This window comes from Mesorhizobium sp. M00.F.Ca.ET.216.01.1.1, assembly GCF_004010325.2.
Lineage (GTDB): Bacteria > Pseudomonadota > Alphaproteobacteria > Rhizobiales > Rhizobiaceae > Mesorhizobium.
This window is the reverse complement of sequence record NZ_SADR02000020.1, coordinates 81,599-103,783: the sequence shown is the minus strand read 5'-3', so window position 1 is coordinate 103,783 and position 22,185 is coordinate 81,599. Positions and strand designations below refer to the sequence as shown.

Genomic DNA, 22,185 nt, shown 5'->3' with positions numbered 1-22,185 from the left:
TCAGCATGGCGGCAGTCACACTCAAAAATGTCGTCAAGCGCTTCGGCGTCTTCGAGGTCGTTCACGGCGCTGACATCGACATCAACGACGGCGAATTCGTTGTCTTTGTCGGCCCCTCCGGCTGCGGTAAGTCCACCTTGCTGAGGATGATCGCCGGGCTCGAGGACATCAGCGGCGGCGAGATCGCCATTGGCGGCAAGCTGGTGAACGATGTCGAGCCGGCCGACCGCGGCATCGCCATGGTGTTCCAGTCCTACGCGCTTTATCCGCACATGACGGTCGAGCAGAATCTGAGCTTCGGCCTGAGGATGACCGGCAACGCCAAGGCCGACACCGACCGGCGCGTCAAGCGGGCGGCCGAAATCCTGCGCATCACCGAGCTGATGAAGCGGCGCCCCAGGCAATTGTCGGGCGGCCAGCGCCAGCGCGTCGCCATCGGCCGCGCCATCGTGCGCGAGCCGCAGGTGTTCCTGTTCGACGAGCCGCTCAGCAATCTCGACGCCGAGCTCCGGGTGCAGATGCGGGTCGAGATATCGCGCCTCCACAAGGAACTCGGCGTCACCATGATCTATGTGACGCACGACCAGACCGAAGCGATGACACTGGCCGACAGGATCGTCGTGCTCAACGGCGGCGACATCGAGCAGATCGGTGCGCCGCTCGATCTCTACGACGACCCGGCCAACCGCTTCGTCGCCGGTTTCGTCGGTTCGCCGAAGATGAATTTTTTGGCCGCCAAGGTGGTCGGGGCCGACGGCGGTGCGGCGATCGTCGAGCTCGCCAACCATGGCGGCGCCCGGCTGCGCAAGCCGCTTGCGGACGTGCCGCCAGCGGCCGGCACCGATGTCGTCCTCGGCGTCCGGCCTGAGCATTTCTTCGATGCCGGCCAGGGCGATTGCGACATCGCCGTCAAGGCCGATGTCGCCGAGCACCTCGGATCGGTGAGCTATGTCTATGCCAATGCAGGGGCCAATGCCGGGGCAAATATCGGGGCAAATACCGGGCAAGAGGAACTGATCATCGAGCGCGAGGCATCGCGGCATCGGGCGAACGGCGACCATTTGGTGGTGTCGATCAAGGCCGGCCGGTCGCTGCTCTTCGACACCACCGGCGCACGCATTCGCTAGAGGATGATCTCCGAGAACCGGTTCCCGGCTATCGGCATCATGCTCGAAAAAACAGCGCCAAGCTTTCTTTGCCCGATCGCGGTGCGTGGCGGCGACCTCAAGGAGATTTGAAATGAATTCCGAATCGAGAAAAATTCGCTGGGGCATTCTCGGGCCCGGCAACATCGCCAAGGCCTTTGCCGGCGGCGTGGCGCATTCGCGCACCGGCACGCTTGCCGCGATCGGCGCACGCAATCCCGGCAAGGCCGGCCTCGCCGAGAACTTCCCCGGGGCTCGCATCCTCGACGGCTACGACGCATTGCTCAGCGATCCCGAGAGCGATGCGATCTACATTTCGACGCCGCACCCAACCCATGCCGAATGGGCGATCAAGGCGGCCGAGGCGGGAAAGCACGTGCTTTGCGAAAAGCCGATGGGGCTGACCGCCTTCGAGGCCGACGCGATGATCCATGCCGCGCGCAAGGCCGGCACGTTTTTAGGCGAAGCCTTCATGTACCGGCTGCATCCGCAAACGCTGAAGCTGGTCGAGCTGGTCAAGTCCGGCGCAATCGGCGACATCAGGATGATCAAGTCGAGCTTCGGCTTCGCCATGCCGGGCTTCATGCCGGAGCACCGGCTCTATGCCAACGATCTCGCCGGCGGCGGCATTTTGGATGTCGGCGGCTATCCCGTCTCGATGGCGCGGCTGATTGCCGGAGCGGCGGTCGGAAAGCCTTTCGCCGAGCCGGACAAGGTGGTCGGCGCGGCGCATCTCGGCCAGTCCGGCGTCGACGAGTGGGCTTCGGCGCTGCTGCATTTCCCGGATGGCATCGTCGCCGAAGTCTCGTGCAGCATTTCGCTGGCGCAGGACAATGTGCTGCGCATCGTTGGCACCAAGGGCCGCATAGAGGTCGCGGATTTCTGGTACGCTGGCGGCAAGGAAGGCGGCACCGGCGAAATTCGCATCATCCGGCCCGGCCCGGACGGTAACCAGGTGATCGAGGTCAAGGAGGACCGCTGGCTTTACGCATTCGAGGTCGACGCCGCGGGTGAGGCGATCCTGGCGGGGAAACAGGAGCTTGCCTGGCCGGGCATGGGCTGGGCCGACAGTCTCGGCAATCTGCGCGTGCTCGACAAATGGCGCGCCGCGGTCGGGCTCGAATACGAGATCGAGAAGCCGGCAAAACGCTTCAACACGATCTCTGGCCGGCCGTTGCGTTCAGGCGGCACCGCCATCCGCAAGCGCGAAATTCCGGGCTTGCGGCGACCGGCCTCATGCCTGGCGCTCGGCTTTGAGGATTTCCGCACCTTCTCCTCGGGCGCAATCCTGCTCGACGGCTTTTTCGAGGCCGGCGGCAATCTGTTCGACACCGGCTATGTCTACGGCGCCGGCTACACCGAGGCGCTACTCGGCAATTGGCTGCAGAACCGCGGCGTGCGCGAGCAATCGGTGGTCATCGGCAAGGGCGCACACTCCCCGCTCTGCTATCCCGACGTGATCGGCAAGCAGCTCGCCCAGTCGCTCGACCGGCTGCAGAGCGACTATGTCGATATCTATTTCATGCACCGTGACAATCCGGATGTGCCGGTCGACGAATTCGTCGATGCCATGGACCAGGAGGCCAGGGCCGGCCGTATTCGCGGCCCGTTCGGCGGCTCGAACTGGACAAGGGAACGCATGGACGCGGCGATTGCCTATGCCGAGCGCACCGGCAAGCAGAAGCCCGGCGCACTATCGAACAATTTTTCGCTGGCCGAGATGCTGGACCCGATCTGGGCCGGTTGTGTCACCTCGTCCAGCGACGAATGGAAAGCCTGGCTGATTGCCCGGCAGATGCCGAATTTCGCCTGGTCGAGCCAAGGGCGGGGTTTCTTCACCGACCGCGCCGGGCGCGACAAGCGCGACAATGAAGAGCTTGTCCGGGTCTGGTACTCGGACAGGAATTTCGGCCGCCGCGACCGGGCCATCGAGCTTGCCGACAGGCTGGGCAAGAGCCCAATCCACGTCGCGCTCGCCTATGTCCTGGCGCAACCCTTTCCGTCCGTTCCGCTGATTGGCCCGCGCACCCTCGGCGAACTTGAGGACAGTCTGCAAGCGCTCGACATCTCGCTTTCGCCTGACGATCTCGAGTGGTTGGACAGCGGTTCCGAGCGGCGCCGGGCGCAACGCGGGGGCTGATTCGAGGGAAGAAAAACAAGCGTCGCATTCCTTCGCGCCCCCCTCTGCCTTGCCAGGGATCTCCCCCTCAAGGGGAGATTGGACGTCACTTCGGATTTCGCCAATCTCCAAGGTTGCCGAGCGAGCGTTTTCCGAGAAGCTGCCAATCTCTCCCCTTGAGGGGGAGATCCCTGGCAAGGCAGAGGGGGGCGCTGTCCCGCCGAGGCCGAAAGCCTTCGTTCCCGTAACGTCAGGCCATCAACGATCGATCCGCGTCGACAGGATGATCGACGACGACGTCCGCTCGACGCCGTCCATGGCGCCGATCTCATCGAGCAGCGTATCGAGATCCCTGATCGACGGTGCGTCGACGATGACGATCATGTCGAAATTGCCGCTTACCGAATGCAGCGTCCGCACCGGCGCCAAATCCCGCAGGCTGCGCACCACCTTGTCGGCAAGCTTGGGCGTGACGGTGAGCAGGACATGCGCCCGCACCAGTCCCTGTTCGTAATCCGGCGCCAGCCTGACGCCGTAGCCGGTGATAATGCCGCGCTGTTCCAGCCGCTCGATCCGGCTTTGCACGGTCGTTCGCGATACGCCGAGCCGCCGCGCCAGTTCGGCCGTCGAGGCGCGCGCGTTGGTGCGCAGCAGGGAGAGTAGGGCTTGTTCGGCATCGCTGAGCATTTCGACGAACCTCGTCGGCATATTGATCAAAGATGGGCTTCGTTCAGATAGATTCCACACTTCCTTTCGACAGGCAAGCTGCGATTCTGTCGTCACAATCAACTCTTTGGGCGAGGAACCGGTCATGAAGAAAATCATTGTAGTCGGCGCCGGCAAGATCGGCTCGACCATTGCCGAGATGCTTGCTGCTACGGGCGACTATCAAGTCACCCTCGTCGACCGCTCGGCGGCGCAGCTCAGCTCGGCCGAACTGCCGGCGACGGTTGCCACGCTCGAACTCGACATCGAGGCTGCCGGCACCCTCGAGGCGGCCCTGGCCGGCAAGTTCGCGGTGCTCAGCGCAGCACCCTTCCATCTGACCACGCGCATCGCCGAAGCGGCGGCCAGCGCCGGCGTCCACTATCTCGACCTGACCGAGGATGTCGTCAGCACCAGGCGCGTCAAGCAGCTGGCGCGCTCCGGCAACAGCGCCTTCATTCCGCAATGCGGGCTGGCGCCGGGCTTCATCTCGATCGTCGCCAACGATCTCGCCAGCCGCTTCGACACGCTAGAAAGCGTACGCATGCGGGTCGGCGCGCTGCCGCAATACCCGTCGAATGCGCTGAACTACAATTTGACCTGGAGCACGGACGGCGTCATCAACGAATATTGCGAGCCCTGCGAGGCCATCGTCGAAGGCGAGCTGGTCGAGGTGCCGCCGCTCGAGGAGCGCGAGGAATTCTCGCTCGACGGCGTCACCTACGAGGCGTTCAACACTTCCGGTGGTCTCGGCACGCTGGCCGAAACGCTGAAGGGCAAGGTGCGCACGCTGAACTACCGCACCATCCGCTACCCCGGCCACGCCGCGATCATGAAGGCGCTGCTCAACGACCTCGGCCTGCGCCACCGCCGCGACGTGCTGAAGGACATCTTTGAAAGCGCTTTGCCGGCAACGCTGCAGGACGTGGTCATCGTCTTCGTCACTGTCAGCGGCCGCAAGAACGGCCGCTTGTTGCAGGAGACCTATGCCAACAAGATCTACAGCAAGCGTGTCGGCGAGACCGTGCGCAGCGCCATCCAGATCACTACCGCGTCAGCCATCTGCGCCGTGCTCGACATGCTGGCCGACGGAACCTTGCCGGCAAAGGGCTTCATCAAGCAGGAAGACATCGCGCTCGACGCCTTCCTCGCCAACCGCTTCGGTCATGCCTATGCGCAGCACGAAATGGTGAGCCGGCTGGCGAGCTGACGCTTCGGGAATGCTTTAAGCCAAGGGTTGGCGATCCTTCGCGCCCCCCTCTGCCCTGCCGGGCATCTCCCCCACGAGGGGGAGATTGGCAGCTTCGGCGTTCGCCAACTCCTGCAAACTTGGAAAATTGACGAAACCGGCGGTGATAGCCGATCTCCCCCCTCGTTGGGGGAGATGTCAGGCAGGACAGTGGGGGCGCTGTCCTGCCGGCATCAAAGGTTTCTGCACCGTCGCAATGTCAAATATGCAGCGCGTGGCCGAGCGCTTTCAGCGCCGCTTCCTGAAACGCCTCGCCCTGAGTCGGGTGGGCGTGGATGGTGCCGGCGATATCCTCCAGCCTCGCGCCCATTTCCAGAGCTAGGCCGAAGGCTGTCGACAGCTCCGACACGCCCTGCCCGACCGCCTGGATGCCGAGCACCAGATGGTTGTCGGCGCGCGCAACGACTCGGACAAAACCGTCCTCGCCAAGCTTGGTCATGGCGCGGCCATTGGCGGTAAAGGGAAACAGCCCGACCTTGATCTCGCCGCCGAGGCCTTTTGCCTCTTCCGGCGACAGGCCGGCGGTGACCAGCTCCGGATCGGTGAAGCAGATTGCGGGAATTGAGCGCTTGTCCCAGCTGCGCTTGTGGCCGGCGACGATCTCGGCGACCATTTCGCCTTGCGCCATCGCCCGGTGCGCCAGCATCGGCTCGCCGGTGACGTCGCCAACGGCAAAGATGCCGCGCATCGATGTGCGGCACTGGTCGTCGATGCGGATGAATTTCCCCGCCCGGTCGAGGTCGATCTGTTCGAGGCCCCAGCCTTCGATCACCGGCCTGCGCCCGACCGTAACCAGGATCTTCTCGGCAGCGATCTTGCCATTCTTGCCGGTGGCCGTTTCGACCAGCAGCGCATCGCGCTTGGTCGACAGCCCCTTGGCCTTGGCGTTCACGAGCACCTCGATGCCGAGCTCGGCGAGCCGCTTCACCACCGGCCGGGTCAGCTCGGCATCATATTGCGCCAGCACCCGCGGCAAGGCCTCGACCACGGTCACCCTGGCGCCCATCTTGGCAAAGGCGATGCCGAGCTCAAGCCCGATATAGCCGCCACCGACGACGGCAAGCCTTTCCGGCACTTCGCTCAGCGCCAGTGCTTCGGTGGACGAGATCACCGGCCCGCCGAACGGCACGGATGGCAGCTCGACGGACGCCGACCCGGTCGCGATCACCACCGTCTCGGCACGGATCACCTGCACCCCGGTCTCGGTCTCGACCTCGACGGTCTTGCCGTCGCGGAATTTCGCCCAGCCGTGCACGGTCTTGACCCCGACCTTCTTGAGCAGGCCGGCAACACCGCTGTTCAGCCGGCTAACGATGCCGTCCTTCCAGGCGACAGCCGTGGCGAGGTCAAGCGATGGCGCCGCGGTCCTGATGCCGAGCGGGCTCTGGCCGCAGGCCATATGCGACACCTTCTCGAACTCCTCGGCCGCATGGATCAGCGCCTTGGACGGGATGCAGCCGACGTTCAGGCAGGTGCCGCCCGGTTTGCCGAATTCGACGATAACCGTGTCGATGCCGAGCTGGCCGGCGCGGATGGCGCAGACATAGCCACCGGGACCGGCGCCGATGACGAGCAGCTTGCAGGAGATTTCCTTCATATCGTGCCCCTAATTCATTGCCGCACTCGATACTGCTCGGAAAGAACGCCCAGTGGCGATCCTTCGCGCCCCCTCTGTCCTGCCGGACATCTCCCCCACTCGGGGGAGATTGGCAGCTTCCCCGCTCCGCCAACTCCTCCAATGGTAGAGATTGGCGAAAGCCGAAGTGACGTCCAATTTCCCCCCAAGTGGGGGAGATGCCTGGCAAGGCAGAGGGGGGCGCTGTCCCGCCATCATCTCGATCGTCCCACTCTAATCCACAAAGATCAGCGCTGGAGTTTCCAGCAGCGTCTTGATGCGCTGGATGAAGACGGCGGCATCCCAGCCGTCGATGACGCGATGGTCGAAGCTGGAGGACAGGTTCATCATCTTGCGCGGGATGAATTGCGTGCCGTCCCACACCGGCCGCACCATCATCTTGTTGACGCCGACGATCGCCACCTCCGGATGATTGATCACCGGCGTCGTCGCCACGCCGCCCATGGCGCCGAGCGAAGTGATGGTGATGGTCGATCCCGAAAGCTCGTCCCTCGTCGCCGTGCCAGATCTCGCCGCCTCGGCAAGCCGGTTGACCTCGGCGCCGCACTCCCAGACGTCGCGCGCCTCGGCGTGCTTGACCACCGGCACCACCAGGCCCGATGGCGTTTGCGCGGCGATGCCGATATGGACGCCGCCATGCTGGTGGATGATGCCCGCCTCGTCGTCGAACAGCGCGTTGATATTGGGCTGGTCGGCAATCGCCTTGACCATCGCCCGCATCAGGAACGGCAGCAGCGTCAGCTTCGGCCGCTCTGCGCCGGCCCGCTTCTCCTTGTTGAGTGCGGTGCGCAATTCCTCCAGCGCGGTGACGTCGATCTCCTCGACATAGGTGATGTGCGGGATGCGCGACTTGGCCAGCGCCATCTTCTCGGCGATCTTGCGCCTGAGCCCGATGACCTTGATGTCCTCGACCGCCTCGTTGCGGGCAAGGCCGGATATTTTTGCGAGCTGTGGCCCGCGCGCCAGAAAGGCGTCGATATCCTCGTGCCGGATGCGGCCGGCCGGGCCGGAGCCTACGACCTGCCTGAGATCGATCCCAGCCTCTTTTGCCCTGAGCCGGACGGCGGGCGAGGCCAGCGGCTTTTCACCTTCGGGGCGTGGCGCAGTGGAAACGTCGGGCCGCGCAGAATTCTTCGGCGTGACCGGAGGCGGCGCGGGTTTCGCGGGTGCCTCGGCGACATTTGGCGACGCTTCGGGAGCTGGGGGAGCAGTCTCGGGCTTGGCGGCTGCCGGCTTAGCCGCCGGTCCTTCGGCTTTCCCCGCCTTTTCTACCTTGCCGGTCTCCGGCCCGACATTGCCTTCGCCAGCCACCTTCAAACGGACGATTGGCGAGCCGATCGCTACCGTGTCGCCGATTTCGGCGCCGAGCCAGAGGATCTCGCCATCGACGGGCGAGGGGATTTCGACCGTCGCCTTGTCGGTCATCACCGCGGCCAGCACAGTGTCTTCGCGGACAAGATCGCCGACCTTGACCTGCCATTCGACGAGCTCGGCCTCGGCGACGCCTTCGCCGACATCGGGCAGCTTGATCACATATTCGCCCATCTCGAACCTAAGCCTCCATCGTTTCAAGCAGGGCGCGGCCGACCCGGGCCGGACCGGGAAAATAATCCCACTCCTGAGCGTGCGGATAGGGCGTGTCCCAGCCGGCAACCCGCGCCACCGGCGCTTCCAGGTGATAGAAGCAGTGCTCCTGCACCAGCGCCGAAAGCTCGGCGCCAAATCCGGACGTCAGCGTCGCCTCGTGCACGACCACGCAGCGCCCGGTCTTGTTGACCGAGGCAATGATCGTCTCGAGATCGAGCGGCAACAACGTCCTGAGATCAATGATCTCGGCATCGATGCCGGTCTCCTCGGCAGCCGCCTGGGCGACATAGACCATCGTGCCATAGGCAAGCACGGTCACCGCCGCGCCCGGCCGGCGGATGACCGCCTTGCCGAGCGCGATCGTGTAGTGGCCATCGGCGACCTCGCCGAGCTCATGTTTCGACCACGGCGTCACCGGCTGCTCGTGGTGGCCGTCGAAGGGGCCGTTGTAGAGCCGCTTCGGCTCCAGGAAGATCACCGGATCAGGATCCTCTATCGCCGCGATCAAAAGCCCCTTGGCGTCGTGCGGGTTGGACGGCACGACGACCTTCAGGCCGGAGACGTGGGTGAACAGCGCTTCCGGGCTCTGGCTGTGGGTCTGGCCGCCGAAGATGCCGCCGCCGGTTGGCATCCTGACCACGATCGGGCAGGTGAAATCGCCGTTCGAACGGTAGCGCAGCCGCGCCGCCTCGGAGACGATCTGGTCGTAAGCCGGATAGACGTAGTCGGCAAACTGCACCTCGACACATGGCTTCAGGCCATAGGCGGCCATGCCGATGGCCGAGCCGACGATGCCGGATTCGCTGATCGGGGCATCGAAGCAGCGGCTCTTGCCGTATTTGGCCTGCAGGCCTTGCGTGCAGCGGAAGACGCCGCCGAAGAAGCCGACATCCTCGCCGAACACGATAACGCGTTCGTCGCGCGCCATCGACACGTCCATGGCGTCGCGGATCGCCTCGATCATGGTCCGTCTTGGCATGGTCAGACCCCCGCCTGCTGGCGCTGGCGCCTGAGATGCGGCGGCATTTCAGCATAGACGCCTTCGAACATGTCGCGCGTCGAGGGTTTGCCGCCGGCGTGCAGTGTGCCGTGCCGCTCCGCCTCCCTCTGCGCCGCGATCACCGTTTCGAGGATTTCCGCTTCGGCCTGGGCATGGCGTTCGTCCGACCAGACGCTGCGCTGGATGAGATGGTTCTTCAGCCTGACGATCGGATCGCCGAGCGGCCACGCGTCGGATTCGGCTTTCGGCCGGTAGGCGGAAGGATCGTCGGAGCTCGAATGTGCGCCGACACGGTAGGTGACGTATTCGATCAGCGTCGGCCCGAGATTCCGGCGCGCACGCTCGGCTGCCCATTTGGCGACAGCATGGACGGCAAGATAGTCGTTGCCGTCGACGCGAAGCGCCGGGATGCCGAATCCGAGACCACGGGCGGCGAAGGTGCCGGCGCCGCCGCGCGCGATGCCCTGGAAGGTCGAGATCGCCCACTGGTTGTTGACGACGTTGAGCACGACCGGCGCCTTGTAGGTCGAAGCGAAGACCAGCGCCGAATGGAAATCGGACTCCGCGGTCGAACCGTCGCCGATCCAGGCCGCCGCGATCTTCGAATCGTTGCTGATCGCCGAAGCCATCGCCCAGCCGACGGCCTGGATATATTGCGTCGCCAGATTGCCGGAGATCGAGAAGAAGCCATGCTCCTTCGACGAATACATGATCGGCAGTTGCCTGCCCCGCAGCGGATCGGCCTCATTCGAATAGATCTGGTTCATCATCGTGACCATCGGATAGCCGTCGGCGATGAGCAGTCCTGCCTGCCGATAAGTTGGAAAGTTCATGTCTCCCGGCGCCAGCGCCTTGCGGAAGGCGCAGCTTACCGCCTCTTCGCCGAGGTGCTGCATGTAGAAGGAGGTCTTGCCCTGGCGCTGCGCCATCTGCATGCGCGCGTCGAAGGTGCGCAGCGTCATCATGTGGCGCAGCCCTTCCAGCAATTCGTCGTCGGAAAGCAGGCCGGCCCAGGGTCCGACGGCCTCGCCGGCGCGGTTCAGGACGCGGATGATCGAGAACGCCATGTCGCGAATGTCACGCGGATCGACATCGATCTCGGGACGCGGCACCGAGCCGGCTTTGGGGATGGCAACGTTCGAGAAGTCGGGAGTGCCGCCCGGCCGCACTTCCGGTTCTGGAACATGGAAGCGCAACATTCCAGCATCGGCCATGACCTTGATCCTCCAATGTTGCCCGTAGGATATTTGCACATCTGCGCCGCCAGACCAGTGCCAATTCGTGGGTCGCACTTCAGATTGAAATGCCCCCGGACGGTGTCAGCCTCGCCTTCGCCGCTGGGTAAAATGCAGACAAGCGCTCGAAATTTCCTGTCTAACTTCTGCCGCGCTGCGCAATTTGGGACAAGACTACGCCAGGTTTTCCGCCAGATAAGGCAATTCGCGCCGGCGTGTTGAGATCCAGGTCAGGCCAAGCCGGAGACGGGTGCGCAACGGGATCGCCGCGCTCTGGTCCAGGTGGTTGCTTGTGCGTCAGCCTGGCAGTTTGCATGCGCCCGTTCACCCGGCGCCCGCATCATGCTAACCAGCAGAAATGGCACAGAAGAAAGCTTATGAGGTCGATTCGTGGCTGGCGCGGCCGGACCCGCGCATCTCGATCGTGCTGCTTTATGGTCCCGATCGCGGGCTGGTCGCCGAGCGGGCGCGGGCCTTCGTTGCGAAGACCGGCCTGCCGCTCGACGATCCGTTCTCGGTGGTCAGGCTGGACGGTTCGGAAGTCGACCGCGACGAGGGCCGCCTGCTCGACGAGGCGCGGACCGTGCCGATGTTCTCGGACCGGCGCCTGCTGTGGGTGCGCAATGCCAGCGGCCAGAAGGCGCTTGCCGACGACGTCAAGGCGCTGACCGCCGAGCCCGCGCGGGATGCGATCATTCTCATCGAGGCCGGCGACCTGAAGAAGGGCGTTGGACTGCGGGCCGTCGTCGAGGCGGCCGACAATGCCATGGCGCTGCCGTGCTACGTCGACGAGGCCAGGGACATCGACACGGTCATCGATGACGAACTGAGCAAGGCCGGCATGTCGATGACACCAGAGGCCAGGCAGGCATTGCGCCGCAATCTCGGCGGCGACCGGCTGGCTTCGCGCGGCGAGATTGAAAAGCTGGTGCTCTATTCCAACGGCCAGAAGGAAATCGGACTGGAAGACGTCAAGGCGACATCGGGCGACGTTTCCGGCCTGTCCTTCGACGCTGCCGTCGACGCCCTGCTCGAAGGCAGGATCAGCGACTTCGACGCCGCCTTCACCCGCCATTGTCAGTCCGGCGGCCAGCCCTTCCTGGTGCTGTCGGCCGCAATGCGCCAATTGCAAACGATCCAGGCCCTGCGCGGCTTGATGGAGGCCGGCGGCCGCAACGCCGCGGCGGTCGTTGCCGCAGCTCGCCCGCCAGTTTTTTTCTCGCGGCGAAAGCTGGTGGAAAAGGCGCTCGAACGCTGGAATGTCGAGGCGCTCGGCCGCGCCTTGTCCAGGTTGCAGGCGGCGGTCCTGCAGACCCGGCGAAGGCCGGACCTATCTGTCGCGCTGGCACGGCAAGCGCTGCTCGGCATTGCGGTAGAGAGCAATCGGCTGGCGCAGAGGTAGGAGAATTGCCAATCTCCCCCCTTGTGGCGGAGATGTCCGGCGCGCTGTCCCTCCAACTTCTCAGTCGATCGCGATGACACCTTCGGCATGCTTCCGGCTGGTCGTGGTCGGCATTCCCTCGCGCCCCCGGCCCCCCAATCGATCGCAATTGCGCCCTCAAGCACGATTCACGGTGGGTCGCGGGTGAACGAGGCTTGCGTTCCTTCGCGCCCCCCTCTGCCCTGCCGGGCATCTCCCCCACGAGGGAGGAGATTGGCAGCTTTGCCCGCAGCGCCCTCCTTGCAACACCGGTGATTGGCGAAACCGTCGATGAGAGCGCCCTTCTCCCCGTCACTGGACGGGGAGAAGATATCGGCAGGCAGGTGAGGGGCAGCGCCAGCTAGAACAAGTGACCATGAATGGCTTACACGTGAAACGATTGTCTTTAGGCCCGCCCGGAAGTTCGTAGGCGACTTTAGTTTGCCGACTAATGTGTCGAGCCGGGCCTACCGCTCTTGCTTCAACCGGCGGCAGAGCTCGTCGAGCTGGTCCAGCGTCCGATAGGCGACGCGGAGCACGCCGCCGCGCTCCTTGTGCTCGATCGTGACAATCATACCGATCGTGTCGGTCATCAGTTTTTCCAACGCCAGCGTGTCGGCGTCTTTTTCTGGCGGGCTCGCCGGTGGCCGTGCAGTCTTTGCAGTACGGCCGGCCGGCATCTGTGCCAGCGCCTCGGCCTGGCGCACCGAAAGCCCGTCCTCGACGATGCGTTTGGCGAGGCCGGCCGGATCCTCGGCCGTGACCAATGTGCGGGCGTGGCCGGCCGACAGCGCGCCGTCGACCAGCATGTCGCGAATGACGTCGGGCAGCTTCAACAGCCTCAGCGTATTGGCGACATGGCTGCGGCTCTTGCCGATCACCTGGCCGAGATCGGCCTGGGTATAGCCATGCTCGTCGATCAGTTGCTGGTAGCCGAGCGCTTCCTCGACCGGGTTGAGGTCGGTGCGCTGGACGTTCTCGATGATCGCCAGTTCCAGCGCCGTGCGATCGTTGACATCGCGCACAATGATCGGGATCTCGGTCAGCCCGGCGCGCTGCGCCGCGCGCCAGCGCCGTTCGCCGGCAATGATCTCGTAGCGGCCGGGCAGTTTCGGCGACGGCCGCGCCACCACCGGCTGCACCACGCCATGTTCGCGGATCGACTGCGCCAGGTCGGTAAGGTCGGCGTCGCCAAAATGCCGACGCGGGTTTTTCGGGTTCGGGCTGAGGAATTCGATCGGCACCTTGCCGTCCGCAGTCAGGCTCTGCTTTTCCGGCGCGGCTGGACGATCGATTTCGCCGATCAGCGCCGCCAGTCCCCGTCCCAGTCTTTTTCTTGAAAGGTCTTCACTCATCGTCTGTCCAGATCGTTTCGGTATCGAATCGGCTTCTTGTCATCATGCATGTCGTTGTCCCAAAACCGATTCCACTTTTGGGCGACTGCATCAAGCGGCGCGCAGCTTGCGCTCGCGGCGGATCACTTCGGAGGCAAGCTGAAGATAGGCCTGGCTGCCTGAGCATTTGAGGTCATAGAGGATCGCCGGCTTGCCGTAGGACGGCGCCTCGGACACGCGGACATTGCGCGGAATGACGGTCTCATAAACCTTGTCGCCCATATGCGCCCGCACATCCTGCACCACCTGGTTGGCGAGGTTGTTGCGCCCGTCGAACATGGTCAGCACGATGCCCTGGATGGTCAGCTCGGGATTGATGGAGCGGCGCACCTGCTCGACGGTCTCCAGCAGCTGGCTCAAGCCCTCGAGGGCAAAGAACTCGCATTGCAGCGGCACCAGCACCGAATCGGCCGCGGCCATCGAGTTCAGCGTCAACAGATTGAGCGACGGCGGGCAATCGATCAGCACATAGCCGAACTCGGCCGACCGCTCGGCCGAGGCGCGCAAGGCGTTGCGCAGCCGCAGAACCCGGTCCGGCGCCGAGGCGATTTCCATCTCGATGCCGAGCAGATCGAGCGTCGATGGCACGATCGACAGGCCGGGCACCGCCGTCGGGATCGCCGCCGCTTCCAGGTCGAGCTCGCCGGTCAGCACATCATAGGACGAAACGGTGCGGTCGCGCCGGTCGATGCCCAGACCGGTACTGGCATTGCCTTGCGGATCGAGGTCGACGATCAGCACCCGCTCGCCAATGGCCGCCAGCGCCGTGGCCAGATTGATGGCGGTCGTCGTCTTGCCAACACCGCCCTTCTGATTGGCTACGGTGATGATTCGAGGTCCAGTCTTCATCATGGGTCTATGCCAGAAGTTCATTCCGAGGTCGCCGGGCGCAGGTCAGACAGTTCGAGGATGACCCCATGCGGGTCGGTCATGCTCGAATGTTCTACCAGATCGAAGGTCCATCGGTGAGCGCTTTCTTCCACCTCGGCGCGGTAATCCCGGCCTTTATGAAACAGGCCGCGAGCCCCGTTGGTCAGCCACGGCGCCGACAGCTCAAGCAGGGCCGGAAGCGAGGCAAGCGCTCTGGCGGTGACGATTTGCGGCGCCGAAACAAGCGGATAGCTGTCGTCGATGCGCCGCGCAATGATGCGCGCCGGTAATCCGAATTGCCCGACGACCGCCTGCAGGAACGATGCCTTTTTCCGGTTGCTTTCAACCAGATCGATGCTGGCGCCATCGCGTTCGGCAAGCAGGAAGGCGAGAATCAGGCCGGGAAAACCGCCACCGGAGCCGAGGTCGACCCAACGCCTGGCGTCCGGCTTGATTCGCGCAAGCTGGGCGCTGTCCAGGATATGACGGCGCCAGACATCGTCCAGCGTCGATTGCGCCGCAAGGTTTATCCGGCGGTTCCATTTCTGGAAAACCCGCTCGAACTCGACCAGGCGATCAAATGTTTCACGTGAAACCGGACCGGCCGCCTCCTGCAGGCTCGCCCACGAGGCAGCGCTCACGCAACAGCCCTTTGCGCAGCGGCCTCGGCGTTGCGGACATGCGCGACGATGATGGCAAGCGCCGCCGGCGTCATGCCTTCCATGCGCTGTGCGTCCGCGATGGAGCGCGGCTGGCGCGCCAGCATCTTTTGCTTCAGCTCGTTGGACAGGCCGGGAACGTTGGCAAAGTCGAGCGATTCGGGAATCAAGCGGCTCTCTTCAACCCTCATCTGCGCGGCATCCGCCTGCTGCCGATCGAGATAAACCGAATATTTCGCTTCCGTTTCGAGGCGTTCGGCTGTCCTGGCGTCGATTGCCGCGAACTCCGGCTCGATTCGGGCGAGCCACGCAATGTCGACGCCCGGATAGGCCAGTAATTCGTAAGCAGAGCGGCGCACGCCGTCCCGGTTGACCTCAAGCCCATGACGCGCAGCCTGGTTGGGCGTCGTGGTGGTGCCAAGCGCCAGCACCCGCGCCTTCTCAAGGTCTTGCATGACATTGTTGAACCGTTGCATTCGCTGTGGCGATGCGACCTCCAGCTTCATGGCCAGCGGCGTCAGCCGCTCATCGGCATTGTCGGCGCGCAGCGACAGCCGGAACTCGGCGCGTGAGGTGAACATGCGGTAGGGCTCGCTGATGCCGCGGCTGGTCAGATCGTCGACCATCACACCGATATAGGCCTCGGTGCGGCTGAGCACGATCTGCTCGCTTGCCGAGGCCTTGCGCGCAGCGTTGAGGCCGGCGAGCAGCCCTTGCGCGCCCGCCTCTTCGTAACCGGTTGTGCCGTTGATCTGCCCGGCAAGGAAAAGCCCGCCGATCCGCTTGGTTTCCAGCGTCGGCTCAAGCTCGCGTGGATCGACGTGATCATATTCGATGGCATAGCCAGGCTGCAGCATGGTTGCATGCTCCAGCCCCGGAATGGTCTTCAGCATGGCGAGCTGCACGTCCTCTGGCAGCGAGGTCGAAATGCCGTTCGGGTACACGGTGTCGTCGTCGAGGCCTTCCGGCTCCAGGAAGATCTGGTGGCCCTCGCGGTCGCCGAACTTGACGATCTTGTCCTCGATCGACGGGCAGTAACGCGGCCCGATGCCTTCGATCGACCCAGAATACATGGCGGACCGACCGAGATTGGCGCGGATCAGCTCGTGCGTGGCACCAGTGGTGCGCGTAATGCCGCAGTTGATCTGCGGGTTCTCAACGCGATCGGTCAGCAGCGAGAACGGCACCGGATCCTCGTCCCCCGCCTGGCTCTCCAGCGACGCCCAGTCGATGGTGCGGCCATCCAGCCGCGGCGGTGTGCCGGTCTTCAGCCGGCCAAGCTTGAAGCCGGCCCGCGCCATGGTGGCCGACAGGCCGAGACTGGCCTGCTCGTTCATGCGGCCGGCGACGATTTTCTTCTCGCCGATATGGATCAGCCCGCGCAGGAAGGTTCCGGTGGTCAGCACCACGGCGCCGCAGGCAAGCCTTCGGTCACCAGCCAGCAGCACCGCCGTCACACGCCCGCTGTCGATCTCGAGATCCAGCACCTCGCCTTCGATCACATCCAGGTCAGCCTGCTTGCGAATCGCAGCCTGCATCGCCTGCCGGTACAGCTTGCGGTCGGCTTGCGCACGCGGGCCACGGACTGCGGGGCCCTTGCGGCGGTTTAGCAGGCGGAACTGGATGCCGGCCGCATCGGCGACGCGGCCCATCAGCCCGTCCATGGCGTCGATCTCGCGAACCAGATGCCCCTTGCCGAGACCGCCGATCGCCGGATTGCACGACATCACGCCGATCGTGTCGAAGCGCAGCGTCACCAGCGCCGTCCTGGCGCCGGCGCGCGCGGCAGCGCTGGCAGCCTCGCAGCCGGCATGGCCGCCGCCCACCACAACCACATCATAACGATCGGTCATTCTGTTATCCCAAGTTCAATCCGCCGACACATGTGCCCGTCAGCATCCGCTGTCAAGAACAGGGACACGTGGCAGGATAGTCGCCCCGTTAATACTATTGATGTCGACCTCTTGTGGAGGTGACCGCCTATCGATATCGGCGCTGCCCCTCCAACGCCCGGAGAGCGAGAACTGAAGCGACTGTCCGACGATTGGTTTCACGTGAAACAATAATTTCCGACACCAGCACATCATGTTTCACGTGAATCACCGCAGGCCGACCCTGCCCCGCAATGTTTCACGTGAGTCATTTCCCGATGCAGAACTGCGAGAAGATGACGTCCAGCATATCCTCGACGCCGACGGCGCCGACGATTCGGCCGAGCCGGTCTGCAGCCAAGCGCAGTTCCTCCGCCCGCAATTCCTGCCCTCTCTCGTCTTGCTTGGCTGCGGCAAGCAGGAAACCTCTCGTCTCATTGAGGATCTCGACGTGCCGAAGCCGCGACGGCAGGATATCGCCGACCTGGCCGATCTGACCGGTGGCGCGCCGGCCGATCTCTTCCAGCAGCTCTGCCAGGCCCGTTCCGTCCCTGGTCGAGATCACAAAATCGTACCGCGCTGCAAGCGAGGCTGCTTGCGGCTTGCCTTGCAGCAGATCGAACTTGGTCCCGATCCTCAAAGCCGGGATGTCGGCCGGCATCGCGCCGACCGCGGCCGGATCCAGCATATCCTCCAACAGCAGCAACAGGTCGGCGCTGTGTGCTTTCGTTCGGGCCTTCTCGATGCCGATCGCCTCCACCTTCCCGGGTCCCTCGCGCAGGCCGGCGGTGTCCACCACTCTTACCCGCAACCCCTTGAGATCCAGCACCACTTCGAGCAGATCCCTGGTTGTGCCGGGTTCATCCGTGACGATTGCAGCATCGCGTCGCGCCAGCGCGTTGAACAGGCTCGACTTCCCGGCATTCGGCGCCCCGAGGATGACGACCTCGAACCCGTCGCGGATGATTTCGGCCGCGCGGAACCCATCGACATGGCGCTCGATCTCGCCGATCATCGCCCGCACGTCCGCCCAGACCGTGTCTGCGACGGAACCGGGCACGTCGTCCTCGTCGGCAAAATCGATCTCTGCCTCGATCATCGCCCGCGCATGGATAAGCCGCCGGCGCCAGCCTAGATAGAGTTCGCTCTGCACGCCTTCGGCGTTCCGTATCGCAAAGCGCCGCTGCGCTTCCGTCTCGGCATTGACCAGGTCCGCCAGCGCCTCGGTCTCGACCAGATCGACCTTGCCGTTGAGGAAGGCGCGGCGGGTGAATTCGCCCGGCTCCGCATGCCTGACGCCGTCAAAGTCGGCAATCGTTTCCAGCATCTTCGCCACCACGGCCCGCCCGCCATGGACATGGAACTCGGCGACATCCTCGCCGGTAAAGCTGGCGGGGCCGGCAAAGAAGACGACCAGGCCGCTGTCGAGCACCGATCCGTCCGGCGCCCTGAACTTGCGACAGGTCGCGACGCGGTCCGGGACCGTCGAACCGGCGATCGTTTCGACCACGAATCGACTTTGGCGGCCCGAAATGCGGATAACGGCAACGCCGGCCGGCAGGCGCCCGCTGGAAAGCGCAACGATGGATTCACTGAATAGCATTGCCCGCTCTGCCGAATGCTCTAGCTTCGCCTGTTCTATCTCGTTTTAACGGAGCCGCTTACCGTGACCTTGCCTCCGCGCAATTTGCTTGCCGAAGAAGCCAGCCCCTATTTGCAGCAGCATAGCGGCAATCCGGTGCACTGGCGTGCGTGGTCGCCTGCCGCCCTGGCCGAAGCACAGACGCTGCAGCGTCCGATCCTGCTCTCGGTCGGCTACGCCGCCTGTCACTGGTGCCATGTCATGGCACACGAGAGCTTCGAAAACCACGATGTCGCCGCCGTCATGAACCGTCTCTTCGTCAATATCAAGGTCGATCGCGAAGAGCGCCCGGACATCGACCAGATCTACATGGCGGCGTTGTCCTCGATGGGCGAGCAGGGCGGCTGGCCGCTGACCATGTTCCTGACGCCGGACGGCAAGCCTTTCTGGGGCGGCACCTATTTTCCGCACGAGGCCCGCTACGGCCGCCCCGGTTTCGTCCAGGTGCTGGAGGCGGTCGACAAGGCCTGGCGGGAGAAGAGACAAAGCCTCGGCCAGAGCGCCGACGGTTTGACCACACATGTCGAGGCGCGGCTGGCGGGCACCCATGGCAAGGCTGCGCTCGACCGCGATGCGCTGGCAAACCTCGCCAACGGCATCGATGGCATGATCGACAGGGAGTTGGGCGGCCTGCGCGGTGCGCCAAAATTCCCCAATGCGCCGTTCATGCAGACGCTCTGGTTGTCGTGGCTGCGCGACGGCGCCACATCGCACCGCGATGCCGTTCTGCTCAGCCTCGAGCAAATGCTGCGTGGCGGAATCTATGACCACGTTGGCGGCGGTCTCAGCCGCTATTCGACTGATGCCGAATGGCTGGTGCCGCATTTCGAAAAGATGCTCTACGACAACGCCCAGCTCATCCGGCTGTGCAACTGGGCCTATTCGACAACCGGCAACGATTTGTTCCGGATACGAATCGAAGACACGATCGACTGGCTTTTGCGTGAGATGCGCGTCGATGGAGAGGCATTCGCTGCGAGCCTCGACGCCGACAGCGACGGCGAGGAGGGCCTCTTCTACACCTGGAGCAAGGATGAGATCGAGGCCGTTCTTGGCGACGAATCCTCTCTGTTTTTCAAATACTTAACGCTTTCCACCCCGCCGGGCTGGGAAGGCAAGCCCATCCTCCATCAGACCGGTGAGCAGCAAAGGCAAAGCGTTGCCGATCGGGATCGGCTGGTCCCGTTGAAAGAAAAATTGCTGGCGGCAAGAGAGCAGCGCGTAAGACCGGCACGTGATGACAAAACCCTCACCGACTGGAACGGCCTGATGATCGCAGCACTTGCCGAGGCCGGGCGCGCCCTGAAACGGATCGACTGGATCGAGGCGGCCGAACAAGCCTTTGCTTTCATTGCCACGGCCGGTCGCGACAATCGCTTGCCGCATTCGATCCTGGGCGAAAAGAGGCTGTTTCCTGCACTGTCGAGCGACTATGCCGCCATGGCCAACGCTGCGATCTCGCTGTTCGAGGCAACCGGCATGTCGCGCTACGCCGAACTGGCCGGCCAATTCATCGCACAGCTCGACCGGTGGCATCAGGATAGCGAAAACACCGGCTACTATCTGACCGCGTCGGACTGCAGCGACGTGCCGATCCGCATCCGGGGCGACGTCGACGAGGCCATTCCCTCAGCCACTGGCCAGATCATCGGGGCCATGGTTCGGCTGGCTTCTCTTGCCGGCAATCTCGATCTGCAGGAAAAGGCCTGGAAAGTTGCCGAACACGCCGCCGGAAGGGCGGCACACCAGGCCTATGGCCAAGCGGGCATCATCAACGCCTGTGCCTTGGCGATCGAGCCATTGAAGCTGGTGGTCGTGGACAAACCGGAAGACCCAGTGCTTGTTCCGGTAGCGAATCGAAACCCTGACCCGCGCCGGATCGATAATGTCGTGCCGGTCGGCTCGGCAACAAACCTGCCGATGTTGCCAGGCGGCGTTTTGCCGCCAACCGACAAGCCCGGCGCATGGCTTTGCACCGGGCAGGTCTGCCTGCCGGTGATAACCAGCCCCGAAGAGCTCGAGCGGGTTCTGCGGCGGCAGTAGACGGACAGGCAATCCGTTTCAGGTCTTAGATTAGCGTTGGCGCTGCCCTCATTGCCCTGCCGGGCATTTGTCCCCGTAAAGACGCTTTCGCTGAAGATTTCGCCAACTACCTGCTTTGCAGGATCAATGCCGAGGCTGCGGCGCCAGCGGGCTTCTCCCCGTGAACGGGGAGAAGGTGCCGGCAGGCGGATGAGGGGCAGCGCCGATGGTTACTTCCGGGCCCGCCCCAGCCCGCCTTACGTATTCATCGAATCGAAGAAATCGGCGTTGGTCTTGGTCTGCTTGAGTTTGTCGATAAGGAACTCGATGGCGTCCGTCGTTCCCATCGGCGCCAGGATGCGGCGCAGCACGAAGATCTTCTGCAGGTCCTGGCGAGGCACCAGCAGATCTTCCTTGCGGGTGCCGGACTTCAAGATGTCCATGGCCGGATAGATGCGCTTGTCCGCCACCTTGCGGTCGAGCACGATTTCCGAATTGCCGGTGCCCTTGAACTCTTCGAAGATGACCTCGTCCATGCGGCTGCCGGTATCGATCAGCGCGGTGGCGATGATGGTCAGCGAGCCGCCTTCCTCGATGTTGCGGGCGGCACCGAAGAAGCGCTTCGGCCGCTGCAGCGCATTGGCGTCGACACCGCCGGTCAGCACCTTGCCGGATGACGGCACCACGGTGTTGTAGGCACGGCCGAGGCGCGTGATCGAATCCAGCAGGATGACGACGTCGCGCCCGTGCTCGACCAGACGCTTCGCCTTCTCGATCACCATTTCGGCGACCTGAACGTGGCGCACCGCCGGCTCGTCGAAGGTCGACGACACGACCTCGCCCTTCACCGAGCGCTGCATGTCGGTAACTTCCTCCGGCCGCTCGTCGATCAAAAGCACGATCAGGTAGCATTCCGGATGATTGGTGGTGATCGAATGGGCGATGTTCTGCAGCAGCACCGTCTTGCCGGTACGCGGCTGCGCCACGATTAGGGCGCGCTGGCCCTTGCCGAGCGGCGCCACCAGGTCGATGACGCGGGCCGAGATGTCCTTCGAGGTCGGAACCTCCATCTCCATCTTCAGCCGCGACGTCGGGTAAAGCGGCGTCAGATTGTCGAAATGGATCTTGTGGCGGATCTTTTCCGGGTCGTCGAAATTGATTGTGTTGACTTTGAGCAGCGCGAAATAGCGCTCGCCCTCTTTCGGGCTGCGGATCGGGCCTTCGACGGTGTCGCCGGTCTTCAGCGAAAACCGCCGGATCTGCGAAGGCGAAATATAGATATCGTCCGGGCCGGGCAAATAGTTGGCATTGGCCGAGCGCAGGAAGCCGAAACCGTCCTGCAGCACTTCTACCACGCCGTCACCGATGATCTCGATGTCCTGTGTCGCCAGCCTCTTCAGGATCGCGAACATCAGCTCCTGCTTGCGCATGACGCTGGCGTTCTCGACCTCGAGCGATTCGGCATAGGCGATCAGCTCTGGTGGTTTCTTGTTCTTGAACTCGGTGAGTTTCATTTCTTGCATCATAGGCGGGCTCTGAATCAGCTTTGGGAAAAATATCGGCGGGATGCGACAAATGCCGGGCGCGGCCGAAGCGATGAATGGGGGCGGCGCATGACGGAAAGGAAGATC

The 22,185-nt window shown here is 63.9% G+C and carries 16 protein-coding genes; 5 read left to right on the top strand and 11 right to left on the bottom strand.

Annotated features, from left to right (window positions below; translation table 11 throughout):
- Positions 1-5: 5 nt before the first annotated feature.
- On the top strand, positions 6-1,127 hold the full coding sequence (gene ugpC, locus EN859_RS24225) for a sn-glycerol-3-phosphate ABC transporter ATP-binding protein UgpC (RefSeq protein ID WP_127855142.1): 1,122 nt from the start codon (positions 6-8) through the stop codon (positions 1,125-1,127).
- 112 nt (positions 1,128-1,239) lie between these two features.
- Positions 1,240-3,285 carry an aldo/keto reductase gene (locus tag EN859_RS24220; RefSeq protein WP_127855143.1) on the top strand — a complete coding sequence of 682 codons (2,046 nt, stop codon included), beginning with the start codon at positions 1,240-1,242 and terminating at the stop codon, positions 3,283-3,285.
- Positions 3,286-3,522: 237 nt separating this feature from the next.
- On the opposite strand, the gene EN859_RS24210 is transcribed toward EN859_RS24220, so the two are convergent.
- A complete protein-coding gene (locus tag EN859_RS24210) occupies positions 3,523-3,951 on the bottom strand; it encodes an Lrp/AsnC family transcriptional regulator (protein ID WP_127855144.1) in 429 nt (142 codons plus the stop codon).
- A 124-nt stretch (positions 3,952-4,075) separates the two neighbouring features.
- On the opposite strand from EN859_RS24210, the gene EN859_RS24205 reads away from it, so the two are divergent.
- A complete protein-coding gene (locus EN859_RS24205) occupies positions 4,076-5,179 on the top strand; it encodes a saccharopine dehydrogenase family protein (RefSeq protein WP_127855145.1) in 1,104 nt (367 codons plus the stop codon).
- 238 nt (positions 5,180-5,417) lie between these two features.
- Here EN859_RS24205 and lpdA read toward each other — a convergent pair whose 3' ends face one another.
- The 4 genes from lpdA to EN859_RS24180 form a co-directional block, all read right to left on the bottom strand.
- Positions 5,418-6,815, bottom strand: a complete 1,398-nt coding sequence (gene lpdA, locus EN859_RS24200; RefSeq protein WP_127855146.1) for a dihydrolipoyl dehydrogenase — start codon at positions 6,813-6,815, stop codon at positions 5,418-5,420.
- A 252-nt stretch (positions 6,816-7,067) separates the two neighbouring features.
- Positions 7,068-8,399, bottom strand: a complete 1,332-nt coding sequence (locus EN859_RS24190) for a dihydrolipoamide acetyltransferase family protein (protein ID WP_127855148.1) — start codon at positions 8,397-8,399, stop codon at positions 7,068-7,070.
- 7 nt (positions 8,400-8,406) lie between these two features.
- Entirely contained in the window at positions 8,407-9,420 is a 1,014-nt protein-coding gene (locus EN859_RS24185; protein WP_127855149.1) for an alpha-ketoacid dehydrogenase subunit beta, read from the bottom strand.
- A 2-nt stretch (positions 9,421-9,422) separates the two neighbouring features.
- Positions 9,423-10,655: a 3-methyl-2-oxobutanoate dehydrogenase (2-methylpropanoyl-transferring) subunit alpha gene (locus tag EN859_RS24180; protein WP_127855150.1), complete on the bottom strand. Its 1,233-nt coding sequence runs from the start codon at positions 10,653-10,655 to the stop codon at positions 9,423-9,425.
- Positions 10,656-11,034: 379 nt separating this feature from the next.
- Between EN859_RS24180 and holA the strand changes: the two genes are divergently transcribed.
- Positions 11,035-12,078: a DNA polymerase III subunit delta gene (gene holA, locus EN859_RS24175; protein ID WP_127855151.1), complete on the top strand. Its 1,044-nt coding sequence runs from the start codon at positions 11,035-11,037 to the stop codon at positions 12,076-12,078.
- Positions 12,079-12,563: 485 nt separating this feature from the next.
- On the opposite strand, the gene EN859_RS24170 is transcribed toward holA, so the two are convergent.
- From EN859_RS24170 to mnmE, 5 genes are all read right to left on the bottom strand, one after another.
- Complete coding sequence (locus EN859_RS24170) at positions 12,564-13,451, bottom strand: ParB/RepB/Spo0J family partition protein (protein WP_127855152.1); 888 nt, start codon at positions 13,449-13,451, stop codon at positions 12,564-12,566.
- Between the two features lie 90 nt (positions 13,452-13,541).
- On the bottom strand, positions 13,542-14,342 hold the full coding sequence (locus EN859_RS24165) for a ParA family protein (RefSeq protein WP_127855153.1): 801 nt from the start codon (positions 14,340-14,342) through the stop codon (positions 13,542-13,544).
- Positions 14,343-14,359: 17 nt separating this feature from the next.
- Positions 14,360-15,001 (bottom strand): 16S rRNA (guanine(527)-N(7))-methyltransferase RsmG, encoded by a 642-nt coding sequence (gene rsmG, locus EN859_RS24160; protein WP_127855154.1) that lies wholly within the window; start codon positions 14,999-15,001, stop codon positions 14,360-14,362.
- Positions 14,998-16,872, bottom strand: coding sequence for a tRNA uridine-5-carboxymethylaminomethyl(34) synthesis enzyme MnmG (gene mnmG / locus EN859_RS24155; protein ID WP_127855155.1), 1,875 nt, complete (start codon positions 16,870-16,872; stop codon positions 14,998-15,000). Before mnmG ends, rsmG begins: the two co-directional genes overlap by 4 nt.
- A gap of 286 nt (positions 16,873-17,158) precedes the next feature.
- Positions 17,159-18,493, bottom strand: coding sequence for a tRNA uridine-5-carboxymethylaminomethyl(34) synthesis GTPase MnmE (gene mnmE / locus EN859_RS24150; RefSeq protein ID WP_127855156.1), 1,335 nt, complete (start codon positions 18,491-18,493; stop codon positions 17,159-17,161).
- Positions 18,494-18,556: 63 nt separating this feature from the next.
- Here mnmE and EN859_RS24145 point away from each other — a divergent pair, with 63 nt between their 5' ends.
- Positions 18,557-20,575 (top strand): thioredoxin domain-containing protein, encoded by a 2,019-nt coding sequence (locus EN859_RS24145; RefSeq protein WP_127855157.1) that lies wholly within the window; start codon positions 18,557-18,559, stop codon positions 20,573-20,575.
- 236 nt (positions 20,576-20,811) lie between these two features.
- On the opposite strand, the gene rho is transcribed toward EN859_RS24145, so the two are convergent.
- Entirely contained in the window at positions 20,812-22,077 is a 1,266-nt protein-coding gene (gene rho / locus EN859_RS24140) for a transcription termination factor Rho (RefSeq protein ID WP_023675925.1), read from the bottom strand.
- Positions 22,078-22,185: the final 108 nt, after the last annotated feature.